Source organism: Bacillota bacterium, from assembly GCA_040757205.1.
In the GTDB taxonomy this organism is placed as follows: domain Bacteria; phylum Bacillota; class Desulfotomaculia; order Desulfotomaculales; family Desulforudaceae; genus Desulforudis.
Genome location: JBFLXL010000001.1, coordinates 256,522 through 273,492 on the forward strand (window position 1 = coordinate 256,522; position 16,971 = coordinate 273,492).

At 61.7% G+C, this 16,971-nt stretch carries 13 protein-coding genes; all 13 read left to right on the forward strand.

Features of this window, described 5'->3' with window-relative positions; all coding sequences use genetic code 11:
* Positions 1–121 precede the first annotated feature (121 nt).
* The 13 genes from gatC to nrfD all read left to right on the forward strand — a co-directional run bounded on the left by gatC (position 122) and on the right by nrfD (position 16,899).
* Positions 122–403, forward strand: coding sequence for an Asp-tRNA(Asn)/Glu-tRNA(Gln) amidotransferase subunit GatC (gatC, locus tag AB1402_01260; GenBank protein MEW6540229.1), 282 nt, complete (start codon positions 122–124; stop codon positions 401–403).
* 112 nt (positions 404–515) lie between these two features.
* Positions 516–1,994 (forward strand): Asp-tRNA(Asn)/Glu-tRNA(Gln) amidotransferase subunit GatA, encoded by a 1,479-nt coding sequence (gene gatA, locus AB1402_01265; protein ID MEW6540230.1) that lies wholly within the window; start codon positions 516–518, stop codon positions 1,992–1,994.
* The gene (gene gatB, locus AB1402_01270; GenBank protein ID MEW6540231.1) at positions 1,991–3,436 is read left to right on the forward strand and encodes an Asp-tRNA(Asn)/Glu-tRNA(Gln) amidotransferase subunit GatB; all 1,446 of its coding nucleotides are present in this window, start codon (positions 1,991–1,993) and stop codon (positions 3,434–3,436) included. Before gatA ends, gatB begins: the two co-directional genes overlap by 4 nt.
* A gap of 227 nt (positions 3,437–3,663) precedes the next feature.
* Complete coding sequence (nifV, locus tag AB1402_01275) at positions 3,664–4,824, forward strand: homocitrate synthase (protein ID MEW6540232.1); 1,161 nt, start codon at positions 3,664–3,666, stop codon at positions 4,822–4,824.
* Positions 4,805–6,061 carry a 3-isopropylmalate dehydratase large subunit gene (locus AB1402_01280; GenBank protein MEW6540233.1) on the forward strand — a complete coding sequence of 419 codons (1,257 nt, stop codon included), beginning with the start codon at positions 4,805–4,807 and terminating at the stop codon, positions 6,059–6,061. Before nifV ends, AB1402_01280 begins: the two co-directional genes overlap by 20 nt.
* A gap of 8 nt (positions 6,062–6,069) precedes the next feature.
* Positions 6,070–6,579 carry a 3-isopropylmalate dehydratase small subunit gene (locus tag AB1402_01285; protein MEW6540234.1) on the forward strand — a complete coding sequence of 170 codons (510 nt, stop codon included), beginning with the start codon at positions 6,070–6,072 and terminating at the stop codon, positions 6,577–6,579.
* 138 nt (positions 6,580–6,717) lie between these two features.
* Positions 6,718–7,743 (forward strand): isocitrate/isopropylmalate dehydrogenase family protein, encoded by a 1,026-nt coding sequence (locus AB1402_01290; protein ID MEW6540235.1) that lies wholly within the window; start codon positions 6,718–6,720, stop codon positions 7,741–7,743.
* 176 nt (positions 7,744–7,919) lie between these two features.
* Positions 7,920–9,200 (forward strand): glycosyltransferase family 4 protein, encoded by a 1,281-nt coding sequence (locus AB1402_01295; protein MEW6540236.1) that lies wholly within the window; start codon positions 7,920–7,922, stop codon positions 9,198–9,200.
* 76 nt (positions 9,201–9,276) lie between these two features.
* The gene (locus tag AB1402_01300) at positions 9,277–11,733 is read left to right on the forward strand and encodes a mannose-1-phosphate guanyltransferase (protein MEW6540237.1); all 2,457 of its coding nucleotides are present in this window, start codon (positions 9,277–9,279) and stop codon (positions 11,731–11,733) included.
* Positions 11,734–12,350: 617 nt separating this feature from the next.
* Positions 12,351–13,307, forward strand: a complete 957-nt coding sequence (locus AB1402_01305; GenBank protein ID MEW6540238.1) for a hydrogenase small subunit — start codon at positions 12,351–12,353, stop codon at positions 13,305–13,307.
* Between the two features lie 19 nt (positions 13,308–13,326).
* The gene (locus tag AB1402_01310; protein MEW6540239.1) at positions 13,327–14,784 is read left to right on the forward strand and encodes a nickel-dependent hydrogenase large subunit; all 1,458 of its coding nucleotides are present in this window, start codon (positions 13,327–13,329) and stop codon (positions 14,782–14,784) included.
* Between the two features lie 24 nt (positions 14,785–14,808).
* Positions 14,809–15,651, forward strand: coding sequence for a 4Fe-4S dicluster domain-containing protein (locus AB1402_01315; GenBank protein ID MEW6540240.1), 843 nt, complete (start codon positions 14,809–14,811; stop codon positions 15,649–15,651).
* Between the two features lie 42 nt (positions 15,652–15,693).
* Positions 15,694–16,899: an NrfD/PsrC family molybdoenzyme membrane anchor subunit gene (gene nrfD, locus AB1402_01320; GenBank protein ID MEW6540241.1), complete on the forward strand. Its 1,206-nt coding sequence runs from the start codon at positions 15,694–15,696 to the stop codon at positions 16,897–16,899.
* Positions 16,900–16,971 lie beyond the last annotated feature (72 nt).

Below are 16,971 nucleotides of genomic sequence, written 5' to 3' on the forward strand. Positions count from 1 at the left end.
ACGCATGCCCTTGGGAGTTCAAGCCACAGCGAGGATTTCGTCGCTTGGCGGCGTCAGCCGATCTTGCCAGTAAGACCGGGAGTTTGGTATAATGGGGGCGATTTTTGCGGGGTGATGCGTTGTGTTGACGAAATCGGAAGTGGAACATGTGGCTTTGCTCGCCAGGCTTGACCTGAGCGAGGATGAGATCGGACTTTACACCACGCAGTTGGCTAAAATCCTGGAATATGCGGCGGTCCTGAACCAACCGGACACCTCAGAAGTGCCTCCGACGGCCCACGTACTGCCCTTACAGAACGTTTTTCGGGAGGACCTGGTCGGCGAGCACCTGGCGCCCGAGGATGTGCTTGCGAACGCTCCCGAGAAAGAGGAAGGGTATTTCAAGGTTCCCCGTGTTTTTTGATCAGTCGTGCGTTTTGGCGCACCATTTCACCCGGAAGTTTAAGCATAAAACGTATTTGGCCGGCACTGGCGGTGAGACCAGCGCCGCTTGGAGGGGGGGTGGCTTTAAGCCGGTGAGACTCTATGACTTGACGGCCCGCAGGCTTGGGGAAATGCTATTGGAGCGGGATATCTCAGCGGTTGAGCTCTGCCGGTCGGTGCTGAACCGGATCGACGAAGTGGAAGGGCGGGTCAAGGCGTACATCACCCTGGACCACGAGGGGGCTTTCCGGCAGGCGGCCGCCGTGGACCGGCAACTGCAAAACGGCCGGGAATTGCCGCCTTTGGCCGGAATCCCCTTCGCCATTAAGGACAACATGTGTCTCCGGGGCCTGCCGGCCACCTGTTCCTCGCGAATTTTACACAATTGGGTGCCTCCATACGACGCCACCGTGGTCGAGAAGCTCAAAGATCAGCAAGCGGTGATCCTCGGCAAGACCAATTTGGACGAGTTCGCCATGGGCTCATCGACGGAGCATTCGGCTTTCTTTACGACGCGTAACCCCTGGGATCCGAAGCGGGTGCCCGGCGGTTCCAGCGGGGGGTCGGCGGCGGCGGTGGCCGCCGGCACCGCCGTCTGCGCCCTGGGTTCCGATACCGGCGGTTCGATCCGTCAACCGGCTTCGTTCTGCGGGGTGGTCGGAATGAAACCCACCTACGGGCTGGTTTCCCGCTATGGGCTGGTGGCCTTCGCCTCCTCTCTGGATCAGATCGGACCGCTTACCAGGGACGTGACCGATTGCGCTCTGGTCCTGAATGCGATTTGCGGACACGACCACCGGGATTCCACGTCCGTTTCGAAAGAGGTGCCGGACTTCACCTCTTTCCTGGTGGACGACGTCAAGGGAATGCGCATCGGTCTTCCCCGGGAGTACTTCCCCCCCGGCTTGGACGACGGGGTGCGCCGGGTTGTGATGGAGGCCGTTTCGGTACTTGAAACCCTTGGGGCGCACGTCGAGGAGACGAGCCTGCCCCATACCGGATACGCCCTGCCGGTGTACTACCTCATCGCCCCCGCCGAGGCGAGTTCCAACCTCGCCCGCTACGATGGAGTGCGGTACGGATACCGGGCCCCGGGGTCCGAAGATGTGTTGGGAATGTTCCGGGCGAGCCGGAGCAGGGGGTTCGGCGCCGAAGTGAAACGCCGGATAATGCTCGGCACCTACGCCCTTTCGGCTGGCTACTATGACGCCTACTACCTGAAGGCCCTGAAGGTACGGACCCTGATCCGGCGGGACTTCGAGGAAGCCTTCGAGAAGTTTGACGTATTGCTCTCACCTACCGCTCCGGAAACGGCGTTTGCGATCGGCGCCAAAACCGAAGACCCCATTCGGATGTACCTGTCGGACATATTCACCTTGGCGGCGAATCTGGCCGGCCTGCCGGGGGTCTCAGTGCCGGCCGGTCTCGTGGCCGGACTGCCGATCGGGGTTCAATTCATCGGCAAGCCGTTCGCGGAAGGCACTCTGCTGCGCATGGGCTTCGCCTTCGAGCAGAGCACCGGTCACCACCGGCAACGGCCTCCGGAGAGTCTGGGGGGTGACGGTTCTTGAATAAGTACGAAGCGGTGATCGGTCTGGAAGTGCATGTTGAACTGGAGACCGATGCCAAGATCTTCTGCCCGTCGAGCACCGTGTTCGGCGCCCGGCACAACTCGCAGGTGTGTCCGGTGTGCCTTGGGCTGCCCGGGACCTTGCCGGTGCTGAACCGCAAGGTCGTGGAATACGGTATTCGGGTGGCGCTGGCGCTGGACTGTTCGATCGCCCGTTTCAGCAAGTTCGACCGCAAGAACTATTTCTACCCGGATCTACCCAAGAACTACCAGATTTCGCAGTTCGACCTCCCCCTGGCTTACGAGGGCCGGCTGGACTACGAAACCGACGACGGCGCCCCGCACCGGTGCGGCGTGGTCCGGGTGCACATGGAGGAGGACGCCGGAAAACTGATTCACCGGGCGGGGTCGGCGAATGCGCCTCCGTATTCGCTGGTGGACTACAACCGGACCGGCGTACCTCTGCTGGAGATCGTTTCGGCTCCGGATATCCGTTCGGCCGAGGAAGCCCGGGCTTACCTCAATGAACTCAAGACCGTCATTCAGTATACCGGAGTTTCGGACTGCAAGATGGAGGAAGGGTCGCTGCGCTGTGACGCCAACGTGTCGGTACGCCCGCAGGGCGAAGAAACCCTCGGCACCAAGACCGAAATCAAGAACCTGAACTCTTTCCGGGCAGTGCAGCGGGCCCTTGAATACGAGATTGACCGCCAGATCGGCCGCCTGGAGGCGGGGCAGCGGATCGTGCAGGAAACGCGGTCCTGGGATGAGGAGAAAGGCGTGACTGTGTCCATGCGCAGCAAAGAGGAAGCGCATGACTACCGTTATTTCCCCGAGCCCGACCTGGTGCCCCTGGTGATCAGTCCCTCCTGGGTCGAGGACGTCAGGCGCGCATTGCCGGAGCTGCCCCAGGCGAAAAGGGAGCGCTACCTGAAGGAATTCCGGCTGCCGCCCCACGACATCCGGGTGCTCACCGCTTCCCCGGGTTTGGCCCGCTACTTCGAGGAGGGCATGCGCCTTTTCCCCGAACCTAAGGCCGTGGCGAATTGGGTGCTGGGTGATTTGAGCCGCCTGCTCAATGCCGCCCAGGTGGAAATCGAGGACTGCCGGGTGCGGCCTGCCGGCCTGTGCGACTTGCTCCGCCTGATCGGCGACGGCACCGTCAGTGGCAAGATCGCCAAAGCGGTTCTGGAGGAGATGTTCACCTCCGGAAAGGAGGCCCGGACCGTGATCGCGGAAAAGGGGCTGGTGCAAATAACGGACGCGGGCGCCCTGAAAGAGGTCGTCGACGAGGTGATCGCCGGTCATCCGGACACGGTGCAGGACTACCGCAACGGGAAAACCAGGGCGCTGGGTTTCCTGGTCGGCCGGGTGATGCAATCGACCGGGGGGCGGGCCAACCCCAGTCTGGTCAACGACCTGCTGAAAGAGAGACTGGGGTAGAGGGGCGGGATTCGGAGGGATAAGAATTCAGAATTCAGAATTCAGAATTCAGGAGTCAGAATTCAGGAGTCAGGAGTCAGGAAAGAAAAAGGGGGGAAAAGGGGTCTGACCCCTTTTCGAGAACGCGTGGGGGCCGAGTGACAGGAAGCGGTTTTGGATTTTGTCTGCCCAGGCGGGGGCTTTCAAGTGTTCGGATTAACTAGTGAGTAAAGAAAGGGAGAGGAGCTATGGAGCGGCAGGAGCGAAGAATCATCGTGGTGGATACCACGCTGCGGGACGGGGAGCAAACGGCGGGCGTGGTGTTCGCCAACCACGAAAAGGTGCGGATCGCCAAGCTCCTGGACGAGTTGGGGGTGCATCAGATCGAGGCCGGTATTCCGGTGATGGGTGGCGACGAGGAGAAGGCGATCCGGAAGATCTGCGGCTTGGGCCTGAAGGCCAGCATCATGGGCTGGAACCGGCCGGTGATCAAGGATATCGAGCACTCCCTGGCCTGCGGGGTGGATGCCGTGGCCATCTCCATCTCCACCTCGGACATCCACATCAAGCATAAGCTGCAGGCCAGCCGGGAGTGGGTCCTGGAGCAGATGGTGAACGCGACCCGGTTTGCCAAGGAACAGGGAGTGTACATTTCGGTGAACGCCGAAGACGCTTCCCGGAGCGACCTCGATTTTCTGGTGGAGTTCGCCAAAGCCGCGCAGGAGGCCGGCGCCGACCGGCTGCGGTACTGCGACACGGTGGGTATCCTGGAGCCTTTCGTCACCTACAGCAATATCAAGTATCTCCGCGATCGGGTGGGCCTGGAAATCGAGATGCACACGCACGACGACTTCGGTTTGGCTACGGCCAACGCCTTGGCGGGCGTTTCGGCCGGGGCGAACTACGTCGGAGTTACGGTATTGGGACTGGGTGAGCGCGCCGGAAACGCGGCCCTGGAAGAGGTGGTCATGGGCCTCAAATACCTCCACGACATCGACCTCAACTTTAACACCGAGATGTTCAGGGAGGTCGCCGAATACGTGTCCCGCGCCTCCGGGCGCGAATTGCCAGCCTGGAAGGCCATCGTGGGGTTGAACATGTTCCGCCACGAATCGGGCATCCACGCCGACGGTGCCTTGAAGTTCCCGGGGACGTACGAAGCGTTCAGTCCCGAAGAGGTGGGCCTGCAGCGGCAGATCGTGATCGGCAAGCATTCCGGCACGGCGGCCGTGCGCGCCAAATTCGGGGAATACGGCATTGAGCTGACCCGGCACCAGGCGCAGGAACTGTTGCCGGTGATCCGGGCCCTGGCCGTGTCCCTCAAGCGCTCGCTGTTTGACAAGGAACTGGTGTACATCTTTGAAGATCATTTCGGAAAGAGGAGCAAGCATGGGCCGGAACATTATTGAAAAAATACTGTCCCGCAAAAGCGGGCAGGAAGTTCATACCGGGGACATTGTGGTGGCCGAGGTCGATTTCGTGATGGGCCAGGACGGCACCTCCCCCCTGGCCATCCAAGCCTTCCGGGCGATGGATGGGAAGGCTCTGTTCGATCCGGAGAAAGTGGCGCTCGTGATCGACCATAGCGCGCCGAGTCCCTCCGAAGGCGTCTCCAACCTGCACAAACTGATGCGGGAGTTTGCCAGAGAGACCGGGTGCCACCTGTACGACGTGGGCGACGGGGTTTGCCACCAGTTGATGCTGGAATCGGGAGCGGTCGGTCCGGGTTCCCTGGTTGTGGGCGCCGACTCGCATACCTGCACCTACGGAGCGTTGAACGCCTTCGCCACCGGGGTGGGGTCGACCGACCTCGCCGCCGCCCTGATTTCCGGCCGGATGTGGTTCAAGGTGCCGCCCACGCTGAAGTTCGTTTGTCACGGAATCCTGCCTCCCGGGGTATACAGCAAGGACCTGATCTTGTTCTTGATTGGACAGGTCACCGCCGACGGAGCCACCTACAGGTCGGTCGAGTTCGGCGGAGAGGCGGTCCGGGCGCTGTCCATGGAGGCCCGTTTCACCGTCTCGAACATGGCCGTGGAGATGGGCGCCAAGGCGGGGCTTATGGAGGCGGATGAACGCACGGCCGAATGGATGGCCCAGTACAGCCGGCACACATTTGAACCGGCCGTACCGGATCCGGACGCGGCTTACGAACAGGTCCTGGAGTTTGATGTGTCGCAGCTGGAACCGCAAATCGCCCGGCCCCACCGGGTGGACAACGTGGCCCCGCTGGGTGAAGTTGCCGGCTTGCCGGTGGACGAAGCGGTCTTGGGGACCTGTACCAACGGACGCATGGAAGACCTCCGGATTGCCGCGGCGATCGTCAGGGGGTACCGGGTGTCCCCGAACGTGCGCTTCATCGTGGCGCCCGCCTCACGGTACGTGTACTTGCAGTCCCTGCGGGACGGCACCCTGGAGACGCTGGTGCAGGCCGGAGCCGCGGTGGTCACTCCGGGTTGCGGCCCGTGCGTGGGTACGCACAACGGCGTGCCCGCCGACGGTGAACGGGTGATCTCAAGTGCCAACCGGAACTTCAAAGGCCGCATGGGGAACAGTAAGGCGGAGATTTACCTGGCGTCCCCGGCGGCGGTGGCCGCGGCGGCCCTGACCGGCGAGATCACCGACCCGCGAGAATTCTTGAAGTAGGTGACGAGATGCTGCTTTCAGGTAAAGCACATGTGTTTGGTGATGATATAAACACCGACTACATCATTTCGGGCAAGTATAAGTTCAAAACCCTGGACCTGGCCGAGTTGGCCCGCCACGTAATGGAGGACCTGGACCCGGACTTTTACCGGAAGATTACGGCCGGGGACTTCATTGTGGCCGGGCGGAACTTCGGTTGCGGGTCGTCCCGCGAACAGGCACCGCTGGCCATCAAGCACGCCGGGATTTCCGCGGTGGTGGCGGGGTCGTTTGCCCGGATCTTCTACCGTAACGCGATCAACACCGGTCTGCCGGTTATCGAGTGCGACACGCGGTCCATAGAGCCGGGCGACGAACTGGAGGTGGACCTGGGAGCCGGTATTCTAAAGAACCGCACCCGGGGCGTGGAGGTCAAAATCACGCCGCTTCCCGCAGTGATGCTGAAGATCTTGGACGACGGCGGCCTCGCGGCGCACTTCCGGAAACACGGAGGGTTCCATCTGGGAAGTGAGAAGTGAGAAGTGGGATGTGGGAAGTAAGAAGTGGGATGCGGGATGTGGGAAGTGGTTGTACTTTTCTCACATCCCCACTTCCCGCCTCACATCTCTCATTAGGGCGTTCCCGGCCGGAATAGTATGCATTCGGAGGCGGTTTATTTGGCACACACCGTAACGTTCATCCCCGGTGACGGGGTCGGCCCCGAGATAATGGCGGTGGCCCGCCGCGTGCTGGAGGCGTCCGGCGCGCCCCTGGCCTGGGAAGAGGTGCGGGCGGGCGAGGCGGTGATCGCCGAATTCGGTACGCCTCTGCCACAGGGTGTCCTGGATTCAATCCGCAAAAACCGGGTGGCGCTGAAAGGGCCGCTGACCACCCCGGTGGGACGCGGTTTCCGCAGTGTAAACGTGACCTTGCGGCAGGAGCTGGAGCTTTACGCCAATGTCCGGCCGGCCCGGAACCTTCCGGGAGTCCGGTCCCGCTATGAGAATGTCGACCTGATCGTAGTCCGGGAAAACACCGAGGATCTCTACGCCGGCATTGAACACTGGTGCGGGCGCGACGCGGCCGAGAGCATCAAGTTGATCACCCGCCCGGCTTCCGAGCGCATCGTCCGTTTCGCCTTCGAACTGGCCAGGCGCGAGCGGCGCCGCAAGGTCACCGCCGTACACAAGGCCAACATCATGAAGTTCACCGACGGTCTCTTCCTGGAGTGCGCCCGCAAAGTCGCACAGAGCTATCCGGACCTAACCTACGAGGAATGGATTGTGGACGCGATGGCCATGAAACTGGTTCAGGCGCCGGAGAACTTTGACGTGCTGGTCATGCCGAACCTGTACGGCGATATCCTTTCCGATCTGTGCGCCGGTTTGGTGGGGGGGCTGGGGGTCGCTCCGGGAGCCAATATCGGCGAAGAGGCCTCCGTTTTTGAGCCTGTTCACGGGAGCGCTCCCAAATACGCCGGCCAAAACAAGGTTAATCCCCTGGCCGCCGTTCTTTCGGGCGTTATGCTGCTCCGGCATTTGGGTGAGGCCGAGGCCGCCGAACGGGTCATGAACGGAGTGCTTGCGGTCCTGGAACAGGGAGACACTCTCACTTACGATCTGGGCGGTTCGGCGGGCACCGCCGAGATGGGTACGGCCATTGTGCGAGCCGTTGAAAAGAGAGGCGGACATCGGAAGCCTTAGCGTGCATAACGTCGAAACTTCGAGCAGAAGAGATCCTCGCTTGATCAGTCCGGCCCCGGCCAGCCCGGGGTTTTTTATTTTGTCCAAATGCACCGGCCTGACTCGAATAAGCGCTTTACCCGTTACAAATCCTAGGGTCAGCGACATTTTGCGCAGAGGAGGGAGAGCCGGGGATAATGCGTGTACTGATGCTTTCATGGGAATACCCGCCAAAGACGGTAGGGGGTCTCGCCCAGCACGTGTACGATCTGAACGCGGCCTTAAGCCGCGAGGGCGTGGAAGTGCACCTGTTGACCTGCTCGGCTCCGGGGGCGCCCGAATACGAGGTGCAAGGGAATGCCCACATTCACCGCGTGCCCGCCTTCCAGATTTCAGCGCCGGACTTCGTGACCTGGGCGTTGCAGTTCAACATCGCCGTCTTGGAACGGGCGCTGGGCCTGCTCGAAAGAGTGGGCGGCTTCCGGGTGGTCCACGCCCACGACTGGCTGGTGGCCTTTGCGGCCAGGGCGGTCAAACACGCCAAGCGGCTTCCGCTGGTGGCCACCATTCACGCCACCGAATTCGGCCGCAACCACGGACTGCACAACGCCACCCAGAACTACATCAGCAACGTGGAGTGGTGGCTGACGTTTGAAGCCTGGAAGGTCATCGTCTGCAGCCGGTACATGGAGAACGAACTGAAATACGTCTTTCAGCTCCCGGCGGACAAGGTCCGGGTAATTCCCAACGGGGTGGACCCGGAGAACTACGTGCGGCGTTCGGAACGGGTCAGGCGCGACTTCTACGCGGCACCGGAGGAGAGAATGGTCTTCTACGTCGGGCGCCTCGTCCGGGAAAAGGGTGTGCAGGTGCTCCTGGACGCCGTGCCCCGGGTTCTGGAGCGGATGCCCAACACCAAATTCGTCATCGGCGGCAAAGGGCCGTACCTGGAAGAACTGCGGGCCCAGGCGGACAGACTGGGCATTGCGCCGCGCGTCTACTTCACCGGCTACATTGACGACGGAGCCAGGAACGCGCTCTACCACTGGGCCGACGTGGCGGTGTTCCCGAGCCTGTATGAACCGTTCGGCATCGTCGCCCTGGAGGCGATGGCGGCCAAGACGCCGGTGGTGGCTTCCGGGACCGGGGGCTTGGGCGAGATCATTGAGCACGGGTTGGACGGATTGAAGGTTCCGCCGGGTGACAGCCAAGCCTTGGCCGAGCAGATTCTCCTGGTGCTGCAAAACCCGGCCCGGGCCAGGGTGTTTCAAGAACGTGCTTTCCGAAAGGTGCGGGAACAGTATGACCGGCGTAGGGCGGCCCGCGAAACCGCCCGGCTGTACCGGGAGGTGTGGGCCGAACGTCAGTCCGCACCGTGGCCGACCCTTGAGGACCGGCCCGGACGGATCCTCGGGCGGGTATACCAGCTTTTTGAGCGTTATTCCTGCTCCGAAAATACAGAGCGGCGGTTTAGGTGATTTTCATTCTAAGTGGCGCCGTGTGCGGTATGGCAGTCTAAAGAGCGGATCTTCATAAACGCGACGGAGGGATTTTGTGAAGGCGATCATCATGGCGGGCGGGGAGGGTTCCCGGTTGCGTCCACTGACCTGCAACCGTCCCAAACCCATGGTTCCGGTTTTGAACCGGCCGGTGATGTCCTACTGCATCGAACTCTTAAAAAGGTACGGGATCACCGAGATCGGGGTCACCCTGCAGTACCTGCCCGAGGTCATCAAAGAGCATTTTGGGAACGGTTCCGGGTACGGGGTCCGGTTGCACTACTTCACCGAGGACTCCCCTCTGGGAACAGCCGGGAGCGTCAAGAACGCCGGAGATTTCCTGGACCGGACCTTCCTGGTTTTAAGCGGCGATGCCTTGACCGACCTGGACCTGTCAAAGGCGATCGACACCCACCGGGCCCGGGGCGCGGCCGCCACGCTGGTGCTTACCCGGGTGGAATGTCCGTTGGAGTACGGGGTTGTAATCACCGGAGACGAGGGGCGGATCATCCGGTTTCTGGAGAAACCGGGCTGGGGCGAGGTGTTCAGCGATACGGTAAACACGGGGATTTACGTTCTGGAACCGGAGGTGCTGGACTACTTCGACGCCGGCCGGAAGTTCGACTTCTCCAAAGACCTTTTCCCGCTTCTAATGCGGGAGAAAAGGCCGCTTTTCGGCGTGGTGCTTTCCGGTTACTGGTGCGACATCGGCAATCTGCAGCAGTATTTGCAGGCGCAGTACGACGGCCTGGCCGGCAAGGTGCGGCTTTCAATCCCGGGTCAAGAAATCAGATCCGGGGTGTGGGTCGGCGATCAGGTTGCGGTTGACGCCGGGGTAACGCTGCAAGGCCCGGTCCTCATTGGGAGCCACAGCCATATCGAAAGCGGGGTGGCGCTGGAACCGTTCACCGTGGTGGGTGATGGCTGTCTCATTCAGTCCGGCGCCTCGCTGAAGCGGAGCATCCTCTGGGAACGGGCCTTTCTGGGGCGGAACGCCGCTCTGCGCGGCGCGGTGCTGTGCAGCCGGGTGCAGGTGCAGGCGGGCGCCGGGGTGTACGAAGGCGCCGTGGTGGGAGACGGCTCACTCATCAAAGAGGGTGGGTCCGTAAAACCGGAGGTGAAAATCTGGCCGCATAAGCTGGTGGAAAGCGGCGCCACGGTGAGCGAAAGCCTCATCTGGGGCACCAGGCTCTCAAAGGCCGTTTTCGGTGCTCAGGGGATCAGCGGGCTGGTCAACGTGGAAATCACACCCGAATACGCCTGCCGGGTGGCCGCCGCGTACGGTTCGACCCTGAAGGGCGGCCGCGTGGCGGTGAGTTGCGACGCCTTTGCGCCCGGGGCGATGCTGAAACAGGCGGTGGTGGCCGGTCTCCAGAGCACCGGGGCCCGGGTGTCCATCCTGGGCCGGGGAACTTTGCCGATGCACCGGTTCGGCTTACGGGCCCTGGAGTGTGCCGGGGGGATGCACATCCAACTCTCCACCCGGAAAGCGGACGCGGTCACGCTGGTGTTTACCAACGCCAAGGGGGCCAACATATCCCGCGCCCAGGAGCGGGAGATTGAAAACCTGCTGGCCCGCGAGGATTTCGTCCGGACCACACCCGGTCTGATTTGTGACCCGGAATACGCGCCGGCGATGCCGGAGGCCTACCTGCAAAGCCTGTTGCGGGAAGCCGATCACGAGGCGGTGCGGAATGCGGGTTTGAGCCTCCTGTTGGCCTATGACGCGGCCAGCCTGAACGCCTACGTGCCCCCGTTGGCCCGTGAACTGGGACTGACGGTGGAAAACGTCGAGGGCGTTGGGAATGCGGCCCGGGCCCGCAGTTGGTCCGAGTACCAAGAAGTGTTGCCCCTTCTGGCCGCAGCCGTGGTTGAGCAGAAGGCCGCCGGCGGGGCTGTGCTGGATGCCAACGGTGAACACTTGATCTTGATTGACGACCGGGGCCGGGTGATTCAGGACGACCTGCTCACCGTCCTGATTGCCCTCTACGTGTTCAAGACCAGGGGCGGACCCGTGATCGTGCCGGTGACCGCCCCCCGGGTGATCGACGCGTTGGCTGAGAGGTACCGGGGGCGGGTGGTGCGGACGAAGACCGCGCCCCAGGACTACGTGCAGGAGGTGCTGCGCCGGGACATCGTCCAGTTCTTTCTCCATTTCGACGCCCTGTCTGCTTTAGTGCGCATCTTGAGCCTGGTGGCCGAGCGGGGGACGTCTCTGTCGCAACTGGTGGACGAAATCCCCGCTTTCCACTTGACCAAGAAAGAGATCCCGGTCTCCTGGCAGTCCAAAGGGCGCGTCATTCGGAAGCTGATCGAAGAGGAGGACAGGGGGGAACTGGAGTTGCTGGACGGGGTAAAGGTATTCCATCGGGACGGTTGGGCCCTGGTGCTCCCCGATCCCGAAAAGCCGGTATGCCGGGTGTACGGTGAAGCCGCCTCCATGGAGGTCGCCGAGGAAATCACAGACATGTACGTGGACAAAATCAATCAGATTCTAGCGAACCGGGAATAATATCAGAAAATTGCGACAGCCAATGACCAAAGGTTATATTGCCCATAACAATGCGTGATGGCCGGAGGTAAGTAGTTTATTGCCAACCTTGACCGGCATCGCCCGGCCAACCATCCGTGAAACCTTGGAACAAAAGGCTTTGCCGGTTTGTTACTTGACACGCTTTGCGCACGTCTTTTGGGGGTCCGGAATGAGGTATATGAAATATGTGCATAAGTAACTGGGGTGTCTTGACTGCAAAACTCGTGTATGTTAACTTGTCCGTTAGAGAACTAGAGAAAAAACAACCCCCTTGTGTTTCACCTCAATCCAGCGCCCTGTCAGAAAGGAGTGGGTGTAAGCCACCGCGCGGGGCCGCTCAGCCGGTCCGGGATTCCCGGTCTTCCGGGAAAACCGGTATTATCCGTGCTGAGTTCTCAGTGGTTTCCCAAGCTTTCAGTCCGTGCCCCTTGTCATCCGGACGCACGTTACGGTTGTTATTGTTGTTCTTAGCTGGGGCCGTAGTTTTACCGACTATTGTCCGGCACGCCCAAGCGCGGGGCAGTGTGAACGATGCTTTTCCATTATTGGCACCGCAAGGCACCGAGTCCGAAAAGTAAGGAGAGGAGGCAGTCGAGTTGCGCAAGCTTACCAGGCGGGAATTCGTGAAACTGTGCGGTATGTCCGCCGCCGGGCTGAGCCTGATGTCGCTTTTGGGCCCCCAGATCACCCACGCGCTGGCCAAGGCGGTCGAGGACAAAGTGCCCGTGATCTGGATCCAGGGTGCGAGCTGCACCGGATGCTCGGTTTCGCTCCTGAATACCGTGGATCCGTCCATTGAGAAGGTGCTGCTCGAGGTCATCAGCCTGCGCTACCACCCGAACGTGATGGCCGCTTCCGGGTACCTGGGCACCGCGGTCATCCAGGATGTGGCCGACCGGTTCGCCGGGGATTTCATCCTGGTCGTCGAAGGCGGCATACCGGTGAAGGAGAACGGCAAGTACTGCGTCATCGGCAAATTCGGCAAGAAAGAAATGACCGTCCACGAGGCCGTGCTGACCCTGGGCGCCAAAGCGAAGGCGGTCGTGGCCGCCGGTCAGTGCGCCTCCTACGGCGGGATCCCGGCGGCGGCTCCGAACCCGACCGGTGTGTTGGGTGTGGACGCAGTGCTTAATCCCATGCGCCTTCGCCGCCCGCTGGCGAAAAACGTGATCAATATTTCCAACTGCCCGCTGCATCCGGACCACTTCATCGGCACCCTCACCTACGTGTTGACCTATAACGAAATCCCCGAACTTGACCGTTACCACCGCCCGGTAATGTTTTACGGGCAGTCCATTCACGACAACTGCCCCCGCCGGCCGGACTTTGAAGCCCGCCGTTTCGCCGCCAAGATCGGGGACGAGGGCTGTTTGGGCGGCCTGGGCTGCAAGGGGTTCATCGCGATGTCGGACTGCCCGAAGCGGGGCTGGAACAGCGGGACAAACTGGTGCATTGCGGCCGGCGCGCCGTGTTATGCCTGTTCGGAGCAGATCTTCCCGGACGGGTGTTCCCCGATTTACGGTGTGATGCCGGTTACCGGGAACGGCAGATAATTCGTGGAGGTGATGTTTTATGGCTGACGCACGGAAAATAGTTGTGGATCCGGTAACCCGGATTGAGGGCCACCTGAAAATCGAGGTCGAGTTGGACGGCAACCGGGTGCGCGACGCTTGGTCCACGGGCCTGCTTTTCCGTGGCTTGGAAATCATCTTAAAAGGGCGTGATCCGCGGGACGCCCAGCATATCACCCAGCGCATCTGCGGCGTCTGACCGATCTCGCACGGCATCAGTTCGGTGCTATGCTTGGACGACGCCTTTGGAATCACTCCGCCCAAGAACGGCCGCATCCTGAGAAACCTGATTCAGAGTGCCAACCTGGTCCAGTCGCACATTTTGCATTTCTTCCATCTGGCCGCCCTGGACTACGTCAAGGGTCCGGAAGTCGCGCCGTTCATACCGCGTTACGAAGGCGATTATCGTTTACCGCCCGATGTAACGGCGGTGGTGGTCGGACACTACATCCAGGCGCTGGCGATGCGCCGGAAAGCCCACGAGATGGGCGCGATCTTCGGGGCGAAGATGCCCCACACCACGGCCTTCATCCCCGGCGGCGTGACCAGCGGCGTCACGGCCGAACAGGTGGAAGCATACAGGGAGAAGCTCCAAGAACTGATTTCCTTTATCGACAACGTGTACATCCCCGACGTGCTGGCGGTGGCCGGCGCCTACGAGGACTGGTTCGCGGTGGGTGTGGGCACCAAGAACCTCCTGGCCTACGGCGCATATCCGTTGACGGATGACAAAGATCCCAACGGCAACAACCTCTACTTCGCCCGCGGCGTCTACGCGGACGGCGCGCACCTGCCGATGTCCGTGGAAGAGGTCCGTGAACACGCGACCTACTCGTGGTACGAGTCTAAAGCCGGCGGCAAGCACCCCTTCGAGGGTGAGACCGTGCCGGCGGCGGACAAGCGGGGTGCGTACTCCTGGCTCAAGGCCCCCCGGTACCAAGCTCATTCCTGTGAGGTGGGTCCCCTGGCCCGGCAGTGGGTCGGCCGCGACCCGCAGGTGACCGGTCTTGGAGACAAGGCCTTCTCCGTGATGGGCCGGCACTTCGCCCGGGCGGTCGAGACGACCAAGGTCGCGCACGCCATGCTGGGCTGGCTCGATGAACTTGAGCCCGGGGAACCCGCCTTCCGGCCGCACGACGTGCCGGAGAAAGCCAAGGGCTTCGGCCTGACCGAAGCGCCGCGCGGTGCTCTGGGACATTGGATCGACATCGAAAACCACGTGATCAAGAACTACCAGGCCGTGGTGCCCACTACCTGGAACCTCGGGCCGCGGGACGACCAGGGCGTCCGGGGACCGCTGGAGGAGGCGCTGGTGGGGACCGAGGTGGCCGACCCGGACAACCCGATCGAGCTGGTCCGGATCGTGCGCGCTTTCGACCCCTGTATCGCCTGCGCCGTCCACGTGATGGAGGTGCGTGGGGGTTCCGGCGTTTCCAGGTTTGTGCTCTCCGGCCGTTAATACTTTTTGAGGAGGTGCTAGGCAATGCAACTGGTCGAGAGGGTGGCCGAGCGCGATCCGGAACGGATGCTGGGAATCCTGTTCGACGTCAGCAAGTGCATCGGCTGCCGGGCCTGCCAGATGGCCTGCAAAGAAGCGAATGACCTGCCGTACGTTCCGCTGATGGACGCCCAAAACCCGCGGGGCGCGACCGAGAGTGAAAACTGGAACCAGCCGCGACTGGCGGCCTACAACTACATTGTGATGAACACCCACCTGGCCCAAAGCAAGGACGGCACCAAGAAGTGGCATCACGTGCGCCGGGCCTGTTTCCACTGCGCAAATCCGCTCTGCTTCGAGGTCTGTTTCGTGCATGCCTACCGGAAGACTCCGGAAGGGGCGGTCGTTTACACTCACCCGGAGATCTGCGTCGGCTGCCGCTACTGCCAACTGGCCTGCCCGTTCTACACCCTGACGGTGGAGTGGGACGATTTGTTTTCCCGGATGAGCAAGTGCCACATGTGTCACCGCTTGGTGCTGCAGGGCGGGGCACCCGCTTGCGTGACGGCCTGCCCGACCGGCGCGCTGGCGTTCGGCAAGCGGGAGGCGCTGCTGCAGGAGGCCAAGAACCGGATTGCGGCCGCCCCGGGCAGATACGTTGATCACGTGTACGGGGAGAAAGAGGTCGGCGGAACCGGAGTGCTTTACATCTCCGACGCCCCGTTCGAGGAACTCGGGTTTAACACGGAAGTGATGCAAAAGGCGGTGCCGACCTACACATGGAAATACATGAAGAAAGCGCCCGTGCTGGCGGTCAGCCTCCCGGTACTCTTCGCGGCGCTGTACATGTATACCAAGCGGCAGGCCGACAACGAAGACGGGCACTAATAGGGCGGTACGCGCAGACTAACAAAAGAGGAGGGTGCGGAAGTGTACGACGAAAGGTATACGAACCGGTTTGGTTTCCGGCTGACCCCGCTGCGCTGGGCCATGCTGGCCTTTCTCGTCTTCTTCGCGGCGGTCGCCGGCTACCGGTTTGCTTTCGGTCTGGGTGACACGGGCGGCATTCTGGGTTCGGTGACCAACTTGAACGACGAGTGGACCTGGGGCCTGTGGAAGTACCTGGTGTTCCCCGCGGTCGCGATCGCCGGCTGCGGGTACGGCACCGTTTTTCTGGCGCACGTTCTGCACATCAAGGCGTTCCGGCCGGTGGTCCGGGTGGCGATGGTCGTGTCGCTTCTCGGTTACACCATCGCGATGACCGGACTTTTGTTTGACATCACCGTTTACTACAATTTCTGGCGTCCGTTCGTGTACTGGGGCTACACCTCGATCCTGTTCGAAGTGCTCTGGTGTATGACATTGTACTGGACCATCCAAATCATAGAGTTCGGGCACATCGCTTTCGAGCGGATCGACGCGCCCCGGCTCTACAACCTCCTGGACAAGGCGATGCCGCTTTTGATCTGCGTGGGCATCATGCTGCCGTCGCTGCACCAGGCCTCCCTGGGCGGGCTTTTCATCGCCACCGTCAACCTGTATCCCACTTGGTGGTCGACGTGGGTGCCGTGGTTCTTCCTGATTTCATCCCTATACGTCGGTCCGGCGGTGGTGGCCTTCTCCTGCTGGGCGCTGGCCCGGATCTACGGCAAGGACTTTGGCGACTACATGCCGTCCTTGAGCAAACTGACCCTGGTGGGGGCCTACCTGATGATCTTCTACCTGGTTCTCAAGGTTTGGGATCTGACGGCGCGCGGGGCCTGGGAATACGCGTTCAACGGCACGCTGCAGGCGAACATGTACCTTTTGGAGATGGTGCCGTTCTTCCTGGTGCCGCTGGCGATGTTCCTGATCCCGTCCATCCGGAACTCGGTCGGCGGGCTCATCACCGCTTCGATCTTAAGTTCGGTCGGGGTGATCTTAAACCGGACCAACGTGATCTTTACCGGGATGGCGCAGAATTACCAGATGTCCTACACCCCTACGTGGATGGAGTGGGTGGGTTTAGTCGGCCTATTGGTGGGCGCGGTCCTGGTGATCCTCTTCTTCGTGGAGAACTTCCGCGTGCTGGAAGGGGACCCCGAACATCACCACGGACACGAACCCGCGAAGGCGCCGGCGAGCGTGCACGCCTAAAAGGGGCCAGGCCCCTTTTTGCAAAGGACCGGGGGGCGAAAGCCCCCCGGTTTCCATTCGGGGCAGCGGGGA

What these genes read in the sequence shown, in the direction of transcription:
- AB1402_01280 (MEW6540233.1), top strand. Translation starts at nt 4,805, where the DNA reads ATGGGCCGGAACATTATTGAAAAAATACTGTCCCGCAAAAGCGGGCAG.
- AB1402_01295 (MEW6540236.1), top strand. Translation starts at nt 7,920, where the DNA reads ATGCGTGTACTGATGCTTTCATGGGAATACCCGCCAAAGACGGTAGGG.
- AB1402_01315 (MEW6540240.1), top strand. Translation starts at nt 14,809, where the DNA reads ATGCAACTGGTCGAGAGGGTGGCCGAGCGCGATCCGGAACGGATGCTG.
- nifV (MEW6540232.1), top strand. Translation starts at nt 3,664, where the DNA reads ATGGAGCGGCAGGAGCGAAGAATCATCGTGGTGGATACCACGCTGCGG.
- AB1402_01285 (MEW6540234.1), top strand. Translation starts at nt 6,070, where the DNA reads ATGCTGCTTTCAGGTAAAGCACATGTGTTTGGTGATGATATAAACACC.